Here is a 19,951-nt window from a genome sequence, read left to right as displayed (position 1 = left end):
CCTTACACATTCCGGTTGTCGTTTAGCGTCAGACTCTGCTTAAGCGCGCTCCAGCGCACCTCGTCCTCTTCGGTAAAGGCTCTTAATGCCGAGAGGGTAAAAATCATCAATATCGGTTTGCCCGGCGTCTGCACGGCCAGCTGTTTTTGCCACAGGCGCTGTCCGTTACGGTCAAAGGTGGTCTCGACTTCCAGTCCGCTAATTTTTCCGTCAGGCCCGGCGTTTACGTTCCGGAATTCGCTCTGGGCGATCTCACCCATCTGAGGACGCAACACATCCCACTGGCGGTGAAATTCTTGTTCGTAGTCGCTGCCATCGGGAATCACACCGCGGCTGACCACTACGGACAGCCCGCTTTCGTCATCGCGAATGATGTTCATGCTGTTGTCCTGCCAGGCAGCAGGAAAAAGGGAAAATGAACCTTCCTGGAGGGTGTATTTCATAAGTGAACTCGAGATGATTAATATTGAGAGAAACAAGAAGGCCAATCCATGCTGGCCTTTTGGCTGGCTGTTTTATTTACGCCATTGACCTGATTGTTCGACTAAAACATGGCTGCCTTTACTGACAAGCAATTTCACGGGTGCATACGTCACGGTATAAGCGATCTCGCCATTCTTGTAGGTTGAGCCGATTATTTTACCTGCGGGGTCGTGTAACGTTTTCCCCTTTAAGGAGATCGTACTGTTATCGCTTTTGCGCACGCCGAGATAGACCATCTGATCACATTCGCTATCAAAATGACCGCACTTATTTATAAGAGAAATAGCGAACCTTTCGGTGTCCAGTTTTCTGGTTTCAGCGTTTTGAACCGAAGCGGCTTTACGTAACGTATAACGCTGCGGAGCATAATCATTTCCTTTTTGAGGAGGAGTAACTAAACGCCATTCCATCTCACTCCCCTTTATTTCCAGAACAGCCCGTCCGCCTGCGCCGCCAAACGATGAGTTGAACTCTACGTTCGCACGGTTTCCCGCGATCGTACCGCTAAGATTATGCTCATCATCTTCCGGGCAGTCGATGCGGTTTCCTCTCCGGGAGATATAGCAATAAGACCCGGTGATACGGTTGCCTGATTCAGCTAACTGCAGGGTTAACGTCGAGTCGTTGCCAACCCCGCCTGCCCAAACCCCGTCAAACGCAGGTCTCGATTGGCTGTTCGCTGCAAACTGCATCGTATTGAACCTGGCGGCCCATTGCTGAATATCGGCATTAATCGGCTGACTATTATCAGAGGACTGGTAATGGATAACGTTTGATTCTGGAACCACCCAGGCCGCGAAGATTTTGCCGTCAGGATTGATAACCAGCGCTGAGGCATTTTCCTGGTAGAGATCCTTTAGCCAGCCCTCAACAAACAATCCTCCACCTGGAGTGGTATGCGGTTCGCCAAAGACATCAAAGTTATCAATAAAGGCCTGGTAATGATTTCCCAGCGTTTTCCTGAGAATGTCCGTCACTTCGCTATCATTAACGATGCGACTTACCGTATCGAGCTTATTGTACTGCGATAATTCAAGTGCCGTAGAGGTTTCAACGACGCCAGCCAATAAAGCCGCGCACAATGCGGATGCTAAAAGTTTATTGGACATAATTTACTCTGAAGAACCATTATCGTAATTCATTGTTATTTTCACAACGTTGCCGCCCTTCATCTCAAAAGAGAGTACTTTTTTACCCAACGCATAGGAAACCCACTGGGTCCCTGAATCATTTTCAACAAGGCCATTGCCGTATGCGTTGTTCAGCTCTCTGGTTGTTGAACCCACATGGACACCCCGCGGCGTTGCGAAGTCTTCGGCAGTCAGCGTAATCTGCGACACGATATAATCATCAACGCTTCGTTCAGCTTTATCCCACCAGAGATTGGAACTGAATATTTCTAACCCAGCCCTTTGATGCTGGTAGAATTTATAGTTCGTTCCGTCAAAAGGAACCTCACCGACAAAGTTTCCTTCCCACGGCACATCAATTTTACCGGCACTATCAGGAGACCATCGGTCGCCCAATGCGACAGGCTGGTCTTTGATCTGCACAGAAAAATCCCGTTTTGTCAGAACGGGAGGCATCACCTGAGCCAAAACCACATTGCTGCCGAGACAGGTAAACATCAGGGCAGAAAAAAGAAATGTCGGCGTGTGTTTTTTCACGTTAATCGTCATTTATTGAATGTGTATTGCTATTATCATCCAGAAGAAACCGCCAGGACATGAGTGCAGTATTTCTTAGTCTGCTCTAATGACGACTGAACCCAGACAGTGAGGATTTTTCACGGTGAAACTGAAGCTCACCTTTTGTCCATTCATATCTTTTCGGGCTGTATAGCTGGTCACTTCGTTCTCCGAACGGCCGCGCGGATAATCAGTCAACCTCAACTGCGGATAGCGCTTTTTAACGGTATCAAGCGTTATGCATTGACCTGAGGAGGGTGAAAAATTCAGTAAAGGCGCCATGCCGTCGTTATCTTTGCTTAAACGTAACTCAATTGCGGTTATGTTCGTCCCATCAGCGAGTTTGATATCGTCGGCATTGTAGAAATTGATATATTCATTTTGCCTGGTCATCTTAAACGATAACGGCGCATTACTAAGGGTTGTAACGGATAACGTCTTAAGCGATGCGCTCATCCCGGAAATGAACATCCAAAGATCCTTTTTCTGAGCGTCTCCTTCAGCCATTCCCGTCGTTAATAATGCGATAAGTACCGCACCGGCCTTACTCATCTTTTGGCGTAAATTTCGCCTGCACCGCCGCATCAATATCCCCTTTATGCCCCGATCCCGGCGCCGTCGTGCCCGGCTTGGTTCCCGACGTGTTCAGATGCAGCTTACCGCCCGTAGTGATATACCCATCCCCCTCGACAAAAAAGTTAAACTCTTTGCCGATCAGGTTAATCTTGCCGTTCGCGTTGAGTTCAATGGCGCTCTCACCAGAGACCAACCGCAACTTCGTCCCGGAAGCGATAACATACTGCTCCACCGCCGCATCCAGCTTACCTTTCCCCGTCAGGATCTCGGTGCCACCTTTCACGGCCTGGGTCTGATTCGCTTCCACGCGATGCAGTTCATTTTTCTTCACGTAATGGCTGCGCGCTCCGCCGACGATGTGCGTTTCATCATTTTTAACGCTGGTGTCCATGTTACGCTCGGCCTGGATCCACACCTGCTCTGCACCCGCTTTATCCTCAAACCGCAGGGCGTTGGCATTGTCCACGGAACCGTCTTTTGTGCGGCTCATAAAGCCCATCTGCGTCGCCGCAGCCGGCAGCGCCCACGGCGGCATGCTCGCGTCGTTGTACACGCGCCCGGTAATGATCGGACGGTCCGGATCGCCGTTGATAAAGTCCACCACCACCTCATCGCCCACGCGCGGGATTTGCACCCCGCCGTAGCCCTGGCCCGCCCACGCGCTCGACACGCGCACCCAGCAGGAGCTGGTGTCATCGCCCTTCGCCAGACGGTCCCAGTGGAACTTCACCTTCACCCGGCCGTATTTGTCCGTCCAGATACTCTCGCCCTTCGGCCCCACCACTTTCGCCGTCTGCGGGCCGTAGGTGCGCGGCCACGCCGTGGTCTGCGCCGGACGGTACACCACCGCCGACGGGATGACCGTGAAATCGGTCCGGTGTATGGTTTCCCCCTCGCCGCTGGCGTAGCGGTTCTCTTCGAGGTGGTAACCCGCGGCAGTGACCAGATACTCGCCGTTGTCGCTGAAGAATGGCGCGTTGGTTAACGTGAAGGTGTGCCCCGGCGCAATCCCCGCCGCCGTGGCGGTGGCCTGAATCTGCTGATGCTCAACCTGCCAGCGCTCCTGACGAATGCGGGCATAGAACTCCCCGTGCCCTTTGTCGACAAAGCGACCCGGCCAGTCGTACACGTCAATGCTGCCCGGCGTCGGCGACGCCGGGTTCTGCTGGGCCTGGAACAGCCACGCGTTCGGCTTGCGGAAGTCATAGTCGTCGAGGCTGTAAATCCCCGGCGTCACGCTGTCCTCCAGCGCCCACTGGCTGATGCCCTCTTCATCCGTACTGCCGCCGGACGGCGTCTGGTGGTAAGGAATAACCTCATAGCCGCTGAACGGCTGGTACTGCGTGGCGGCGTCGGTGAGCACCAGGGTGTGCTTGTCCGCCTCATGGCGGAAGTGATACGCAATCCCCTCCAGCTCCATCAGACGGCTGATGAAGTCCAGGCTCGACTCCTGATACTGCACGCAGTAGTCCCACACCCGGTAGCTGCCGGTGAGTTTGTCCTCAACGTTGACCTGATGCTCACCCAGCAGGGTTTTCACAATCTGCGGCACCGTCTGGCCCTGGAAAATACGCAGGTTACGGTCGCGCTTCATCGGCCACAGGTCCGGCTCCACCGTCAGCTGGTACACCGCATAGCGGGTGCCCGTCAGCTCAACGGCGCTGACCGCCACCCGGGTAATCTTGCCGTTTATATAGCGGGGCGTCAGCAGGCTCTGCGTCGGGATGGTCACCGTGACCGGCTGGCCCAGCAGCTTACTGCGGTCAATGCGCGCGTCCGTGCCGAGCACGGTCAGCGTCAGCGCGAACGACTCGGACATCGCCTCGCGGCCCGTCAGTTTCCAGAACAGAAGCCCCTCCACCGGGAGCTGAACGGTAATTCGGTTGAGCATAATCTTTATTCCATCTAGCTTATGCGATGCAGATAAGAGGTTCTGCATCTGTGATAAAGCGTCATTCAAGAAAGGGGCTTTTCCCTCTTGATCATCCAAAAAACAAGAGAGTAGATTTTCAGTGACTCTGATGTGACAAATAAACCTACATTCAACCAGATGTTTGAAAAATCAAACATACTTACTAAAAGAGGGAACAATGAGACCGAACATCTGAATGAAATCAAGCGAAATAATTCCTGAGTGAGGGCAAGTTTAACCGCTCCGATCTTTCGCTTGAAGAATAAACAGGCCGAAGTACACAAAGAGAGTAATAAAAGTAAGTCAAGCACAAAAAAAAGCATGACCAAAATGCTGAAACCATCACCTGCATAATAATTCAACGAATCACTAAACGCTTTTGCGTCAGAAATGAATGGAATTCTGTGCTGGCGAACTGAATTCACGCAATAAAGCAATATTGCGAGAAGATCCATACTTCCCCAGAAATACCATAGATGGCTATTTAAATGAGCGAGGTTGTTTTGTGTACGCCCGTTATTGTTATTTAAAAAAATGGGGGAGCACATATTGGCTTCAACTCAACCCTCCGGGTTTGGAATAAATTCAAAACGCACAAACAGGAGAGACAATCTTCTCGTACTCCTTTGAATGAAGCCTAAGACTTCGAAGATCGTACACTTCCATAGTCTCCCCTGTTTATATTCCTACGGATTCACCAGCCAGGTGCCCGGCTTGGTAATATCCAGCGTCTGGCCACGCGTTCTTCCGTTGCCCTGCAGTTCAATCTTCGCCTCACCGGCCGGCAGCTTGAGCGATGCATAGCCGTTGGTTCCCGGGCGCAGCGCTTTTGGCTCGCCGTTCACTTTCAGCGTTTCGCCGTCGAGGATGCGGATATAGACCAACGCAACAGGGCTCGCGGCAGGCGGTGGCGTCTGCTGTGCCGTCGCCGGTTCGCCCACCTTCGCCGTTTCTGGCTTCACGTCTGGGGCGTTCGCGGCGGTTTCGGTTGGACGCGTCTCTGCCGGTGCCTGCGCAGCCTGCTCTGGCGCATCTTTGCCGCCGCTAAACAGCATCGCGCCAGCGACAACGCCGACCAGCACGCCTGCGGCAACCATGCCCGGGATCCTGTAGCGACGCCAGTCGAGCAGCGACGCCGGCTGTTCTTCCTCCACCGGTACCAGCATGGTGCCGGGCTTTTTCGCCGTCAGCACGTCGTTAATCCCGGCGACCGGCATCTCTATCAGCGCGGCGAACTCATCGATGGACTGTGGACGGTCCTCCATGTGCAGCGCCAGCGCGCGGTCAATGGCCTGCAGCAGCGGAATGGAATAGCCCTGCGGCATGATTTCCACCAGCGGTTTGCAGGTATCCTGAATCGAGCGCACCACGCTGACCGGCGGCGGAGAACCCACAATCAGGGTACGCAGCACGGCGCCGAGGGCGTAAATGTCCGTCCACGGGCCCTGCTCGCTTTCGTTGTCGTCGGTGTACTGCTCGATCGGCGCAAAGCCCGGGCGCAGCATGGTTTCCGTTTCATCGGAAAGGTTACCGATGGTGCGGCGCGCGGAGCCGAAATCAAGCAGCACCGGCAGGCCGTTATCCTGGATCTGGATGTTATCCAGAGAGATGTCGCGGTGCAGGTAGCCTTCGTCGTGGATGGTCTTGATCGCACCGAACAGCATCGGCAGGGTGCGACGGATCCAGGCTTCGTTGATCAGCTCCGGCTTTTCCTCGCGCAGGCGCGAAAGCGTGGTGCCGCTGTAAAACAGCGTCCCCATGTAGGCCGTGTCGTTTTGCACCCAGAAGCGCAGAACGTGCAGCAGGTTCGGGTGGTTAAAGCGCGCCAGCAGACGCGCTTCCTGGATAAAGCTGTTCAGGCCCGCGGAGAACGCTTTGCCAAAGCGCTCGCTGCGCAGCACCAGGGTCATGTCGTCGCCGCGTACGGCGAGCGAGGAAGGCATAAATTCTTTGATAGCGATAGTGCGTTCGAGCTGGTGATCCCACGCGCGATAGACAATGCCAAAACCGCCGCCGCCGATCACCTCTTTGATTTCAAACTCGTTGAAGCGGTACCCGACCGGGAGCGCGTTTGGGACAGTCCGATTGTTATCATTATCCGTCATCTTTTACAGTTCTCTTGATGATTATTACGCGGCAAACTGACAGTGAAACTCGCCCTGCTCGCAGGTGACGTGCAGACGTCGGTACTGTTCGTCGCTGCGGCTGGCGGTAAGTAAGATCTGGCTCATCTGAGGCAGCAGGGTGTTGGTCAGAATAGCGTCCACCATGCGGCCGCCGGACTCCACCTCGGTGCAGCGCTGAACAATCTGTTCCACCACGCTGTCGTCAAACTCAGAAATAATGCTGTGATTCTCCTCCAGACGACGCTGAATACGCTTAAGCTGCAGGCGAACAATCTGCCCCAGCATCTCGTCGCTGAGCGGGTAGTACGGCACCACCAGCAGACGGCCCAGCAGCGCCGGTGGGAACACCTCCAGCAGCGGCTGGCGCAGCGCGCCGCTTAAGGCCTCAGGCTCCGGCATGAGGTCCGGATCGGCGCACATGGCGCTAATCAGCTCGGTGCCAACGTTGGAGGTCAGAATAATAATGGTGTTGCGGAAATCAATATGGCGCCCCTCGCCGTCTTCCATCCAGCCTTTGTCGAAGACCTGGAAGAAGATCTCGTGGACGTCCGGGTGCGCTTTCTCAATTTCGTCCAGCAGCACGACGCTGTATGGACGGCGGCGGACGGCCTCGGTTAATACCCCGCCTTCACCATACCCTACGTACCCCGGAGGCGCACCTTTTAAGGTGGAGACGGTGTGCGCTTCCTGGAACTCGCTCATGTTGATGGTAATGACGTTCTGCTCGCCGCCGTACAGAGATTCGGCGAGCGCCAGCGCGGTTTCGGTTTTACCGACGCCCGACGGACCGCACAGCATAAAGACGCCCACCGGCTTGTTCGGGTCGTCCAGCTTCGCCCGGGAGGTTTTCACGCGGCGGGCAATCAGGTCCAGACCGTGACGCTGGCCGATAACGCGCTGGTTCAGCGTGTCGGCAAGGTTGAGTACCGCGTCGATCTCGTTTTTCACCATCCGGCCCAGCGGGATCCCGGTCCAGTCAGAGACGACCGCGGCGACCACGTTTTCATCCACCGCGGCAAACAGCAGCGGCTCGTCTCCCTGTAAGGCGTTCAGCGCCTGCTGCTGTTCCGCCAGCTGGCCGCGCAGCTCGGCGGTATCTTCTTCGCCCGCCGCGAACAGCGCGGCGCGCAGGCGGATAATCTCCTGCACCAGGCTGCGCTCTTCTTCCCAGCGCCGGGCCAGGGCTTCGCGTTTTGTCTCATACGCGTCGCGTTCGTCGCGTAATGCCGTGACGCGCTCGGCATCACCGGCCCCCACGCGCGCTTCGCGTTCTGCGATCTCAATTTCCACGTCAAGCGCAGCAAGGTGGCGGAGACAGTCTTCCAGCTGCGCAGGCGGCGCGCTCTGGCTCACCGCGACGCGGGCGCAGGCGGTGTCGAGCAGCGCAACGGCTTTGTCCGGCAGCTGACGCGCCGGGATGTAGCGGTGGGACAGCTTCACCGCCGCGCTGACCGCTTCGTCGAGCAGCAACACCTGGTGGTGCGTCTCCAGCGGCGACACGGTGCTGCGCAGCATCAGAATGGCTTTCGCTTCGTCCGGCTCGTGAACCTGCACCGTCTGGAAACGACGGGTCAGCGCCGGATCTTTCTCAATGTACTTTTTGTATTCTGCCCAGGTGGTGGCGCCGATGGTGCGCAGCTGGCCGCGCGCCAGGGCTGGCTTCAGCAGGTTCGCCGCATCGCCGGTCCCCTGCTGGCCGCCTGCGCCAATCAGGGTGTGGATCTCATCGATAAACAAAATGATCGGCGTGGCGCTGGACTGGACTTCGTTAATGAGCGCCTGCAGACGGGCTTCAAACTCGCCTTTCATGCCTGCACCGGCCTGCAGCATACCGATATCCAGCAGCCACAGCTGAATGTTCTGCAGCGGCTCCGGCACGTCGCCGTCGGCGATACGCAGCGCCAGCCCTTCCACCACCGCCGTTTTCCCGACTCCGGCCTCCCCGGTCAGCAGCGGGTTGTTCTGACGACGGCGCATCAGGATATCGACCATCTGGCGGATCTCCTCGTCGCGCCCGACGACCGGGTCAATCTTCCCTTCGCGGGCGCGGGCGGTCAGGTCCTGACCGTACTGGGCCAGCGTCCCCTGTGCAGCCGGAACCGCCCCCGCCGGTGCGTCGACGGCGGCAGCGGCCTGCTGCGTCTCTTTGCTGTTGGCGCAGATGGTATCGAACTGCTCAATCAATACCTCGACGTTAAGGCGGGTGAACTGCGCCGAAACGCTTTTCAGCACGTTGGCCAGGTTCCAGGTTTTGAGTATGCCGATCAGCAAATGGCCGCCGCGAATGCGGCTGACGCCAAACTTCAGCGAGCCGAAGACCCAGGCGCGCTCCACGGCGCTGTCGATATGCTCGGAGAGATCGGAAACGGAACTCGCCCCGCGCGGAAGCACATCCAGCGCGGCAACGATATCGCGCGTCAGCTGCTGCTCGTCGAGGGCAAAGTGGCGGATGACCTGCTGCAGATCGCCATCCTGCTGCTGCATCAGCTGATGCAGCCAGTGCACCAGCTCAACATAGGGGTTGCCGCGCAGCTTGCAGAACGCAGTGGCGCTTTCCAGAGAGGTAAATAACAGCGTATCCAGTTTGCCGAAAAGCACGGCACGGCTAATTTCTGACATGTTAGTTTCCATTAACAATGATTCGGTATACGGAAGGATTACCGCTCTGCGCGATACACCAGATCGCCGCGCGGGACAGGCTGCGGCTGAAGGCCCAGCCAGGTGTTATAGCCTAATCGCCCATGACTGCCGAGCGTGGCGCCCTGCACCGCGTCTGCGCGCAGGATCACCCGCGTTTCCCATTCAAACTCCACGCCGGCGTACTGACGCACCCAGTCGCGCAGCTCGGTGACCCACGCTTCACCCGGCAGAAAGCGGTTGTACTCCTCCGCGCTCAGCGGGCCAATCTCGATGCGAAACTTATGCTGCACGTCGCGGACGGCGACGCCAAGAAAGGCGGACTCACCCATGCGCGGCATGCGGCGTCCTTCCCCAAGCTGCGCCTGCTCGCGCGTGGAGAGCGGCATCCACTGCGGCACGTTGCTGACCAGTTTGACCGGCGCCTTAAAATAGCTGCGCAGGATCTTCTCCAGCCCCTCCGGATCCCGCCCGTGACGGGTCAGGTGCCCGGCGTGGGTAAAGCGCGCGTGTGAGCTCAGGCTGCCGTTTTCCATTTGACCCGGCTGGCCCATACCAATCAGCGACGCCAGATAGCCCTCAAAGCGCTTGTTATCGGCGCGATCCAGCGAGACGGTGGGCTGCGCATCCGCCCAGGCGCGGTAAAACAGCAGCGCCAGACGATGGTGGAACAGATCGGCAAACGCGCTCAGGCTGGTGTCCTGATGATGATAAATACGCTCGCGGGCGTACTCGGTCATGTGGACCGGCAGCGGGCCGTTCGGGCCAAACAGGCCGAAGCTAAGGATAGAGACCTCATGCAGCCCGCTCTCTTCCCGCTGACGCACCCTGGCCAGCGTCGACGGGGCAAAACTCATCGACGGCTGCTGGCCGATGCGCAGCGGTTCAAATTTTGGCAGCGGCGCGCGGCCCAGCGGATAGCGCTCGCCGCCCTGGGCATCAATGCGCCTTAACAGCTGAAAAAGATCGTAGCGCCAGGGCGTCTCGCGGACGCCGTGCCAGAACGCGTCCGGCAGCTTCGTCAGGCGATGCACGCGCAGCGGTGCAGTGGCGGCGTCACTCATATCAGCGCCCTTTTACCCATGCGCGGCGCCCAGTAGCCAATCTCGCCGCGCTGCTGACTCTTCAGGGTAAACTCGGTGAAGCTGTTGATAGAGACCAGACGGGCAAACAGGCGCTCCATCACGCTGCCGAATAGCCACGGACTGGCCCCCGAAAAGGCTCGCTCATCCACCGTCAGGGTAATGCCGATCCCGCGGGCGAACACCACCGGGCCGGGTTCAGGCACGCGGCGGTGAATCGGCTCCAGCACGCAGTGGCGAACGCCCTCCACCTGACGCGCCACGGGCGTTTCGGCCAGGTTGGCGTACAGCCCTAACAGCTGGCGCAGCGCGGCAGCTCCCTCCTCATTGTCACTGTCCATCAGGCTGAGGTAGTTCATCTGCAGCTGGCTGATAAGCCGCCAGGTGCTGAACCCTTCCGCCAGCGCCGGACGCGGCGGCGTCGGCCCTTTACGCAGGGTGAGGGATTTCACCGGCATGGAGTCAGCCATAATGAACTCCCCGAGCTCCTGCTGCAGCATCAGCGGCAGGTCACGGCTGGTGCAGAGCACCTCGGCAGAGATATAGCGCAGGTTTTCCTGCCACGGCGCGTGCTGTTCATCCACCAGCGAGACGAAGACCTCCGAGCCGATATAGCCGGTACGGGTGCCGTAGCGCAGGGCGTGCTCGGACAGCACGCGCTGCTCGCGTCGCAGGGAAAAATAGGCCCCGTAGTTGCCCGCATCGCCGCTCCAGGTGCTCCAGAACGGACGAAACGTCTGGTCATCACGCTGGCCGTCCGCGCTGCCATAGATTTTTTTTACCGCGTAGATTTCATAATCCAGCGGACGGATGTTATCGACCACCAGATGGTATTCATGCTGACCGTCATTAAGCTTCTGCCGCGCCGCAACTTTCGGGAACAGGTTGATGACCGGGGTGCAGTGCAGCGCCAGGTGGCTGGCATCGACCACGCGCTCCAGCTGTTCATCCGACTTATCCAGCAGGATGAAGATGTCGAAGGCTTTTTCACCTTCACAGCGCTGGATGAGCGTGCTCAGACCGCTGAGGCTAATGAAGCGGAAACGGGCCGGAAACGCGAAATACTCCTGCAGCAGGCGATAGCCGTCAAAGTTACGCAGATCGTCCGGAAGCAGCGCCTGGTCAGGCTCAAATCCCTCCTGGCGCAGCGCGTCCGTCGCCAGCAGCTGCCGCTGCGGCTGCGGGCTGACCGTCTGACAGACGATCCCGGCGTGGTGCTCCATCACCAGCTCCAGCAGCTTCAGCGCCTCGATATCCGGACCGGCGAGGAAAAATTCCAGACGGTCGAAGTCCAGGTGCCCGAGATGTTGCGGGCCGTCGCAGGCGATGCGGATCCGCAGGGCGCTGCCGATCCCCCGCTGGCTCAGACCCAGCTGTGCGAGGGGCAAATCGGCGGGAACTCCGCCCAGCTCGACCTTGTCGATTTTCAGCGGCAGCAGGTTGACCTCGTGCGCCGTGGTATAGCTGCAGGTCACGCCGGTTTTTTTCAGCGTCAGGCTGTCCATCATGGTGCCGCGCGGCACGACGAAGCCCTTGCTCAGGTCGCCCCGGCTGCTGTCGGGCTGAATCTCCGCAATCGCCATCGACGGCGTGGGCGCAAGATAGTTCGGCGCAATCATCTCCAGCAGACGCTGGGAGAAGCGCGGAAACTCCGCGTCCATTTTCATCTGCACGCGGGAGGTCAGGAAGGCGAACCCTTCCATCAGACGTTCGGTATACGGGTCCGCCACGTCGATGCCGCGCATGCCCAGCCGTCCGGCGACTTTCGGGTAGCGTTCGGCAAACTCGGCCCCCATTTCGCGCAGGTAGGCCAGCTCACGGTTGTAGTATTCGAGCAGTTTACTTTCCATGATTACCCCGCATCTTTCAGTTCAAAATGGCCGTTTTCCAGATCGACATCGGTGCGAAACAGAAACTCCAGCGAGTACGGCACGCACCATAAACGCCCTTTGATCTCGATGGAGAGCACGTTGTGCAGATCCAGCGAGGAGGTATCCGACACGCAGCGGACCTGCAGCCCCTGCGGCAAAATGCGTGGTTCAAAATTGATGATGGCCTCGGTGAGCTTGCGCTGAATGTCGTGCCATTCGATGTCCGACATTCTTTTCCCGGCCAGGGGCGCGACGCCGAAGTTAACCACCGAGCGGCTCACGTGCGGTAGCGCGCTTAAATCGCCGGAGGCATCGTGGTTGATGGTATTAAACAGCCACTGCAAATCGCGCAGCACATTGCGGCGCAGGGCGGCGTGGGTGATCAGATTGCTGTTGGCCGACTCACGCTTTTTTTCCGGGTCGTTATCAGTGAGGCGATCGAGCAGCGAGGGCTGCATTTTGTCGCGCGCCCCCACCTTCTCCTGCCTGCTGCGGGCTTGCCAGCCGCTGCGCAGCAGATCGCCTTCGCCAGCGGGATTACTCATCGGCTCCATCCGTCGCAAACGTCACGAGGCCTAAGGACAGCAGCGGGCTTTCGCTTTGCTCGCTCAGCCAGGCCTTCTGGCCCTGGCCTTCATAGAGCGTGCCGTCAGTATCGAGCGGGTGCCAGTCGGTGGTCCGCCCGAGTTTAACCGCGTCAGAAGCATCGGCGGCAAACGGGTAACGCGCCGGGATCTGGCACACCTGCTCCGTCCCGTCCGTCAGGCGCACCAGCGCGTGACGCCAGACCAGGTCGGTCACGCTGGCAGGCGCCTGGAAACGGATTTCCGCGATAGCGTTAAACGGCAGCCAGAAATAGCGCCCGTTGACGATGGTTTCGCACACCGGGCCGAGACGGGCATCGCCGTCCATCAGCCAGTCAAAGGCCTGCGTCTCCTCGTTTTCGAGGGTAATCTGGCCGGGGGTGGCCTGCGCCTGCTCAAGGGCTTCCAGACGCAGCGCCTGCGCGCGCTCGCCCTCCTCGCTCAGCGCCGCCGCAAGGGTGGTTAGCCACGGCCACTGGGTTTCAGGCATCGCCGGACGCGCCTGTCCCGCCATCACCTGCGCGCGCTGCAGCTCGCCCTGAATGGACTGCTCCAGCAGCGTGACGGTGGGCTTCGCCTGCGGCTTCAGCGCCAGCCAGCTTTTCAGCTGGGTCAGGGCACGCGTCCAGTTGCCGCTAAGGGTTAAAAACTGCACGAACGCGGCGCGGAGGTCGGCATCCGCCGGACGGGCTTTGATTTCTGCTTCCAGACGCGCGAGCGCGTCGTTGAGCGACTCACCCGCCAGGTGTTGATAGAGCGTATTCATCGCCATTCCTTAATTTGCCGCGCGCCATGCGCCGACTGCCGGATCGCGCAGCTGAGGACGCAGGGTGTCAATCAGCACGATATTCAGCGGGGTGCCGGGTGCCACCCAGGCGCTCCAGGTTTTTTTCACCGCCGCGATACGCGCCTGCAGTTTTGCATCGTCGCTGGCGGTTTCACGGGAGATCTCCACCGCGACGGTGCCGTTGCTCTTCCAGCTGTTCAGGGCGCTGTCGTAAGGCAGGATCATCCAGCTCTGGTCGCTGTTTGGGGTGCTGAATACCATGCGCTCTTTGTTGACGGAGGTGATCAGCGCGTTTTCCGGGTCGGCGCTCTGATTCAGCCCGGTGACCGGGAAGCCATGAATGTACGTTACCGCCATCTCTTTCTGCCCGCCGTTGCGGGACTGCGACACAACGGTGTGTCCGCTCAGCCAGCTGCCGTTGCCGCAGCGGGTGGTGTCAGAATCCGGAATGAAGAGCGCCGGTGCAGAGGCGCCCCCTTCCCAGAAGGTGCGCAGGTGGCAGCCGTCCTGCAGGGTAAACTCCTGCCACGGCGTACGGTCGGCGGCAACGGTGCGGGAAGCCACGTTCTGATCGGGCGGCAGTAACGCGCCGCTGGCTGGGGTGGCGGTGACGGTCGCAGCAGGCGCGGCCTGCTCCTGTTTCACCACCAGCGCCCAGTCCTGCGCTTTGCCTGCCGTGCCCTGTGCCAGCGTGGTACCCGCCGGATCGTTGAGCGTCCAGCTGAGTTTATTGACTTTACTGCACTGGTGTTCCAGCAGCGCGCCAAGACGCGGCACAAAGTTCTCCAGCACGGAGACGTCTTTCTTGCCGTTCGCCACAATGCGCAGCGCCACCTCAGGCTTACACCAGCTCTGCGGCGTGTTGTCTTTGATGTTGTCGATCCAGATATCCAGCTTCTGCGCAGGAGACTGCACGATGCGGAAATTTTCAGCCTGCGCGGTAGAGGTCGCCGCCAGAAGTGCCAAACCCGATAGCCAAAGTTTCATATCGTTCCTTGTGTGTCTAATCAGTTCCGCAGGGAAGAAATTGTGCTGCGTCAGAGAGGGTGTGCAGCAAAGTGGTGTCCTGAGGGTTGCCCATCCATACCGCCAGGGCAGTATAGTTATCCTGGGCATTCCCCTCCTGTTCGCCATTCTTTTGAATGATTTGGTTCATTAAGGTCAGCCACTCCTGCGGCGTATTAACCATATGCAGCGACTGCTTCATTTGCTCTTCGCTGACGCCGTGCCAGAACCCGTCGGTGCAGAGTAAAAAGGCATCGCCGTCTTCAACCTGCACCACGTCGCTGTAGCTCGCTTCCGGCCCGCCGTTTTCAATTCCCAGCGCCAGATAGAGCAGATTGCTGTTCAGGTTGTCGGTCTGGTGCCCGGCATCTTTCATCTGCTGCACCAGGCTGTGGTCGGTGGTCACATGCCACAGCCATCCCCGGCGGAACAGGTACAGGCGGCTGTCTCCGGCATGGGCCCAGTAGGCCAGCCCGTAATCACGGTCAATGAACAGGCTAACCAGCGTCGTGCCCATCCGGCGATAGTCCTGAACGGCCTGCTGTTCGCTGAGAATAGTGCGATTCGCCGTCTGCACGTAGTCGCGAATATGCTGCGCATTAAGATGTTTGTCGCCATCAAAGCGGGAGATAATGCTGTTGCGGGCCAGCGCGGCGGCCACTTCGCCGCCCGGCAGCCCCGCGATGCCGTCGCAGACGACAAAGCAGGCTGAACGTTCCCCAATGGTTTCTCCCGTCTGATCCTGGTTGCTGGCGCGCGTCCCCTGGCGGGAGAGAGAAGCCGTTGCGATATTCATTTGTCTTCCGATCCGCTCTGTGAGTCTTTGTACTGATTCACCTCCATGTCATACGCATGAAGGAAGGCCTCGCCGAACAGGGTGTGGAAGTCGTCCTCAATCTCGCCCGCCGTCTCGCCATAGCTGCGAACAAAGTAGTCCCACAGGGCGGCTTTGCGGCTGCCCGGCAGCGCCAGACGCGAGGTCATGCCGTTCTGCTTCGCCTGCTCTTCCAGCTGTTCCGGGTTAAAGGACTGCAGCATCGCGGCAATAATGGCGCGGATGCCGGAGATCATGCCCAGCTGGTGCGCCTGCAGGTCGATCAGCGCGTCGCGCACGGATTTGGTCGGCGGCATAAAGCCCGGCATCGGGGTGCCGAACATCTGGATTAACACGGTTTTGCCGGTCGGCAACAGCTTGAACGGGTTGTTGGCATCGTCCAGCACCATGGTCATGTCGGCTTTTACGCCGCGCTTGAGAATGGAGCGCGAGGAGAGCAGCGCCACGGTCCCCTGGGAGAACATGCCGAGGATCTGCCCCAGCTGACGCATATTTTCACGGTCAAACTGCGGGACGGGCTGCATTTCGCTGAGCCCCATCCCCTCCAGCAGCGCCTCCAGCAGCTCGCCCTGCAGCACTTCGCCCTTCTCACCGCTGTTTGCCGTGGCGGTTGGGGCGGCGGCGTTATTGACCGGATCGATGCGCAGGCGGCCCTTCGGTGCCTGAGCGCTGCTGCGCGCAACGGCCTGTGGCGTCGGCATGGTGAAGCCAGCGTAATCCGGTCGCGCGGGTTCCTCTTCAGCACGCGGTTCTTCCTGCGGCTCAGGGGCGAACAGCGGAGAATCGGCCAGCGCGTCCTCTTCCTGCTCAGGTTCCGGCACGGGGGCTGGCTTCTCGTTAATCACGTCATCCGGATGGGTTAACGGCGCGCCGCCCATCAGCCCGAGCGGGTCGTCATTACGTGCGGCTGGCGCGCTGGACTTACCGCCAAACAGGGCTAGCGGATCGAGCTCATCCGTCGCCTCTTCGTTCGGGGCTGGCTGGGTCTCAACCGGTGGCACCAGCGTGGAAGGCGTAGCGTCGTCAAAAATGCTCTCTTTTTTAAACAGCGCTTCGTCGCTGAACAGCGAGTCCGAATCGACATGCTTACGTTCGAGCGTGGGATCGCTGTCGTTGAACATCGCCAGCGGATCTTCGGCGTTACGCTCCGGGGCTGCAGGCTGGGAGAACGGATCGTGCGATGCCGCAGGCTGCGGTTTTGTACGGTTGCTGGAGATGCTGTCGGAGATGGAAAACTCCTGCATCAGGCTATCCCAGATCTCCGTTGGCACGGCGGTCGGCTCGGCTTTTCCACGGGGTGCGGCACTCGCCGGTTTCGGCTGCTGCGCAGGCGCAGGAGCCACGGCCGGACGCGCCTGCTGGTGCAGGCTGGCCGCCATGCGGCTCACGGGCTGCGTATCGTGGATCAGCTCGGTCACTTCGATACGGTAGTCATCAATACCGAGAATGTCGCCATCCTGCAGCTCAACCTGACGTCCCCGCTCCAGCGGAATGTCATTTAAAACCACGCGGGTGACGCTGCCGCGGTTGGTGACGCGGCATTCGCCCTGAGCGTCAACGTGAACAATGGCCTGCAGACGAGAGATGGTGCGGTCATTGTCCGGCAATACCAGATTGTTATCCGTACCGCGCCCAATGGTGCCGCCCGGGGCGTAAAAATCACAGCTGCTTTGCGGCGGCTGATGACCGGGTTTCGTAGAAATAATCGTGAATCGCATGGCGTATTCCTGCTGGTATGATTAGCGCTCAAACGCTGCCGCTCTCGGGGATGAAAACGGCGGCGTTTGGGTGATAACACATTCTATTCGGTCTGAGAGATCGTAAATTGGCCCGAAGCATTTTCTTCCAGAGTGAATCGCGCGGCATAACGAACAGAATCGTTTTTAGCCGACACTGTCTGTGCCACATCATATTCTCCAGTTTGCCACGCGATACCACGCCACTGGTTGCACTGCTGAGTATTTAACGTCACTACAGGGCTATATGTTGACGGCGGCGATATCGTTTTCCATTCATTTCCCGCTCGTTTCATAATGGTGGGTGAATGGCTGGTGACCGGCGCTTCTAACCCGGAATTAGCAGGGATAGCAAAGCAGGGTTCATTATTTTTCAGCGTTACCGAAAGCGACTGATATTGTTCTGGATGAGACAAACAGGCGCTGACCATTAACGTGACTGCAAACACACCGAATAACTTTTGCATAATCATGCCCGCCAATCCTGAGGGCTCTTGAGGTTGATAATGACCGGGGAAAACTCCCCGGCCACATGCGCAATTACGCTTCTTTGTTCTCTTTGATGTTCCAGCCAGCGCTGCTTTCAGCACCTTTACCACCCGACGTGGTCTGCTCCCAGTACTGCTGTTTCACTTTCGCAGCCTGGAAGGCATAGGTCACACCAACGGTATCGCCATTGTCAGCACCGGTGTACTGCACAGAGGTCACCAGCACATCTTCCAGCGTGATGCGGGAGTATTCCACCTGCTGGCCGCCCGCTTTACAAACGGACAGCTCAACTTTGGTCAGGTGTTTACCGCTGGCGCAGTGTTTCAGGATAGCGGTGGTGGATTTGTCGATCAGCGCGTTAACGTGCAGGTCGTTAAAGTTAACTTTACCGGCACCGCCGCCACCGCCAACGCTCATATTACCTGGCTGGGAAGCGCCCCAGGAGAAGGAGGTAATATCAGTCCAGCCGGTGTGGTTAGAATCTTTAGATTCGCCCGTAACACCCTCGACCTTCAGAAACATATCAATAGCCATAATATCTACTCTTCGTGGATGAACAATATTGCTTTCGAAAAAGCACTTATATGGCAAACAGGAAAGCATGGGGCTGAATAAAACCGTCCATATTTTACCTCTGCCTCACATCAAATGACCCGTGTCATTTGACAGTCTTACATTCCCCCGGAATAAATGGAAAGAATGTGAAGTCTTTTACTATTGTGGATTATCCTGAATCCAGGTGCGGTCAGGATTTCCGATGATTAATTGAGGAACAAGTTTATTAAGTTCGTCACTATGATAAAGACGCAGACAATTTAACGTGACACCTTTTACGTCGGGCTTTCGCTCAGCATGAAACCCGTTAATGTGATCTTTATATTTTCCAATGAGCGCATCCATTTTCTCAGTGCCATTTTCAGCATCAAAAGGTATCCACTCAATGAATGCACTCGCAGTGCGAGCGGCGTCAGTAGAAAACTGGCTGTCTTTATCTGCCACCTGCGCAAGGCAGCGCGCAAGGACAAAATCTTTAACTACCTGCCGGTATGTTTGCTGCTGATAAAAATCAACGTATGGGTTATCGCCGCGAGCAGAAAAACATAAGCAAGCGAGCAAAAGAAATGCTGTCTTTAGCTGCCTGGATGAAACTATTTTAATTCCCAAAACCAGATTTCCTGACAGTACGGAAAGCAATCGGAGTTACATATAAACGAATTATTACTCAGAGGCTCGATAAGGTCGATATGACCACCGCCATACCCATCAATTTTATTGAAGAAAACAACGCCTTTTCGGCCCAACATCGATCGCGCACCCGCCTCGCGATCGGTAAAGATTTCTGCCTTGCCAAACACATGGGATTTATAAAGTTGATCCGCAAGTAATTTTGCGCCGGGTTCGATTGTTTTTCCTTTATAGGGGCCCGACTTTATGGGTAAACGCCCTGTGAATTCAACATTACATTTTAACAATGCCAGACTCATTCTTACCGCACAGGTATTTTCGTATGCCGGTTGCTGCTTGATAATCGTTGAATAATCATAGCCAATTTCTGAGAAGACCTGTTCACCCGAGGCAAAACCCGCGCGGGTATGATTTGAAGAGTAATGCTGACGTTTTAGTTGTTCGTATAATGGTCTCATTTGTCACTCTCCTTTTTGCACGGGCGTAATTCTTTCATTCCGTCAATGATGATTTTTGAAGCGCGTTCCTCGCCTTGCTGTTTCGATAAGTTCGCAAAACGAGAATAGAGAAACTCATGTAGCGTATTTGGCAAAAAAGGCCTGCCCTTGCACCATGCCGTGCCCTCAGACGCGTCGACTACGCCGAGAAGATACATATTTGCCTTGATGCGTTCACGTTCATTCGTTTTCGACAGCCAGGCTTTAGCGAAACGATCTGCACTCAAATTTAAATCGTATCCCGTTAACAACGTCGGATCGCGTTGGAAGTTTGATGTGTCATCCTGAGGCAATGCTTCCGCTTGAGGGTATTTATAATTTCCGGCGTCCGCGCTTGCCAGAGTAGAAACTGCCAGCAAACTGGTTGCGATCAAAAGTATATATTTCACCGTATATCCTTATTCACTGACAGAAATAAGTTAAGCTTTTACGCACAAATGGCCGGCCCCTGCGGGCCG

General features: G+C 57.4%; 20 protein-coding genes. All 20 read right to left on the bottom strand.

Features of this window, described 5'->3' with window-relative positions; genetic code table 11:
- Positions 1-2 precede the first annotated feature (2 nt).
- The gene (locus FHC52_RS06930; protein ID WP_032652285.1) at positions 3-443 is read right to left on the bottom strand and encodes a DcrB-related protein; all 441 of its coding nucleotides are present in this window, start codon (positions 441-443) and stop codon (positions 3-5) included.
- A gap of 72 nt (positions 444-515) precedes the next feature.
- Positions 516-1,592 carry a hypothetical protein gene (locus tag FHC52_RS06925; RefSeq protein ID WP_032652287.1) on the bottom strand — a complete coding sequence of 359 codons (1,077 nt, stop codon included), beginning with the start codon at positions 1,590-1,592 and terminating at the stop codon, positions 516-518.
- A 3-nt stretch (positions 1,593-1,595) separates the two neighbouring features.
- Positions 1,596-2,150 carry a hypothetical protein gene (locus FHC52_RS06920; protein ID WP_224162624.1) on the bottom strand — a complete coding sequence of 185 codons (555 nt, stop codon included), beginning with the start codon at positions 2,148-2,150 and terminating at the stop codon, positions 1,596-1,598.
- Between the two features lie 75 nt (positions 2,151-2,225).
- Complete coding sequence (locus FHC52_RS06915; protein WP_241236513.1) at positions 2,226-2,723, bottom strand: hypothetical protein; 498 nt, start codon at positions 2,721-2,723, stop codon at positions 2,226-2,228.
- Entirely contained in the window at positions 2,716-4,638 is a 1,923-nt protein-coding gene (locus FHC52_RS06910; protein WP_220419986.1) for a type VI secretion system Vgr family protein, read from the bottom strand. Before FHC52_RS06910 ends, FHC52_RS06915 begins: the two co-directional genes overlap by 8 nt.
- Before the next feature lie 65 nt (positions 4,639-4,703).
- Positions 4,704-5,114: a hypothetical protein gene (locus FHC52_RS06905; protein ID WP_241659080.1), complete on the bottom strand. Its 411-nt coding sequence runs from the start codon at positions 5,112-5,114 to the stop codon at positions 4,704-4,706.
- A gap of 231 nt (positions 5,115-5,345) precedes the next feature.
- Entirely contained in the window at positions 5,346-6,764 is a 1,419-nt protein-coding gene (locus tag FHC52_RS06900; RefSeq protein WP_126288380.1) for a serine/threonine-protein kinase, read from the bottom strand.
- A gap of 24 nt (positions 6,765-6,788) precedes the next feature.
- The gene (tssH, locus tag FHC52_RS06895; RefSeq protein ID WP_126288378.1) at positions 6,789-9,404 is read right to left on the bottom strand and encodes a type VI secretion system ATPase TssH; all 2,616 of its coding nucleotides are present in this window, start codon (positions 9,402-9,404) and stop codon (positions 6,789-6,791) included.
- A gap of 38 nt (positions 9,405-9,442) precedes the next feature.
- A complete protein-coding gene (gene tssG / locus FHC52_RS06890) occupies positions 9,443-10,486 on the bottom strand; it encodes a type VI secretion system baseplate subunit TssG (RefSeq protein ID WP_095428352.1) in 1,044 nt (347 codons plus the stop codon).
- Positions 10,483-12,354: a type VI secretion system baseplate subunit TssF gene (gene tssF, locus FHC52_RS06885; protein WP_220419985.1), complete on the bottom strand. Its 1,872-nt coding sequence runs from the start codon at positions 12,352-12,354 to the stop codon at positions 10,483-10,485. Before tssF ends, tssG begins: the two co-directional genes overlap by 4 nt.
- A 2-nt stretch (positions 12,355-12,356) precedes the next feature.
- Positions 12,357-12,920, bottom strand: coding sequence for a type VI secretion system baseplate subunit TssE (gene tssE, locus FHC52_RS06880; RefSeq protein ID WP_126288374.1), 564 nt, complete (start codon positions 12,918-12,920; stop codon positions 12,357-12,359).
- Entirely contained in the window at positions 12,913-13,725 is an 813-nt protein-coding gene (locus FHC52_RS06875) for a type VI secretion system accessory protein TagJ (RefSeq protein ID WP_095428350.1), read from the bottom strand. Before FHC52_RS06875 ends, tssE begins: the two co-directional genes overlap by 8 nt.
- Before the next feature lie 9 nt (positions 13,726-13,734).
- Positions 13,735-14,733, bottom strand: a complete 999-nt coding sequence (locus FHC52_RS06870) for a hypothetical protein (RefSeq protein WP_021240378.1) — start codon at positions 14,731-14,733, stop codon at positions 13,735-13,737.
- Between the two features lie 16 nt (positions 14,734-14,749).
- Positions 14,750-15,547, bottom strand: a complete 798-nt coding sequence (locus tag FHC52_RS06865; protein ID WP_008502637.1) for a PP2C family serine/threonine-protein phosphatase — start codon at positions 15,545-15,547, stop codon at positions 14,750-14,752.
- Complete coding sequence (tagH, locus tag FHC52_RS06860; RefSeq protein WP_220419984.1) at positions 15,544-17,304, bottom strand: type VI secretion system-associated FHA domain protein TagH; 1,761 nt, start codon at positions 17,302-17,304, stop codon at positions 15,544-15,546. The genes FHC52_RS06865 and tagH overlap by 4 nt, the downstream gene beginning before the upstream one ends.
- An 83-nt stretch (positions 17,305-17,387) precedes the next feature.
- Positions 17,388-17,795, bottom strand: coding sequence for a putative T6SS immunity periplasmic lipoprotein (locus FHC52_RS06855; protein WP_023344386.1), 408 nt, complete (start codon positions 17,793-17,795; stop codon positions 17,388-17,390).
- A gap of 67 nt (positions 17,796-17,862) precedes the next feature.
- Positions 17,863-18,345 (bottom strand): type VI secretion system tube protein Hcp, encoded by a 483-nt coding sequence (locus FHC52_RS06850; protein ID WP_008502640.1) that lies wholly within the window; start codon positions 18,343-18,345, stop codon positions 17,863-17,865.
- Between the two features lie 180 nt (positions 18,346-18,525).
- Positions 18,526-18,975: a T6SS amidase immunity protein Tai4 family protein gene (locus FHC52_RS06845; protein ID WP_220419983.1), complete on the bottom strand. Its 450-nt coding sequence runs from the start codon at positions 18,973-18,975 to the stop codon at positions 18,526-18,528.
- Positions 18,960-19,454, bottom strand: a complete 495-nt coding sequence (locus tag FHC52_RS06840) for a T6SS effector amidase Tae4 family protein (RefSeq protein ID WP_021240383.1) — start codon at positions 19,452-19,454, stop codon at positions 18,960-18,962. Before FHC52_RS06840 ends, FHC52_RS06845 begins: the two co-directional genes overlap by 16 nt.
- Positions 19,451-19,882 carry a Rap1a/Tai family immunity protein gene (locus FHC52_RS06835; protein WP_032647686.1) on the bottom strand — a complete coding sequence of 144 codons (432 nt, stop codon included), beginning with the start codon at positions 19,880-19,882 and terminating at the stop codon, positions 19,451-19,453. The genes FHC52_RS06840 and FHC52_RS06835 overlap by 4 nt, the downstream gene beginning before the upstream one ends.
- Positions 19,883-19,951 lie beyond the last annotated feature (69 nt).

Source organism: Enterobacter sp. EC_64, from assembly GCF_019584165.1.
Lineage (GTDB): Bacteria > Pseudomonadota > Gammaproteobacteria > Enterobacterales > Enterobacteriaceae > Enterobacter > Enterobacter roggenkampii.
Note: the sequence above shows the minus strand (reverse complement) of the source record. Positions and strands in the feature narration are given on the sequence as shown.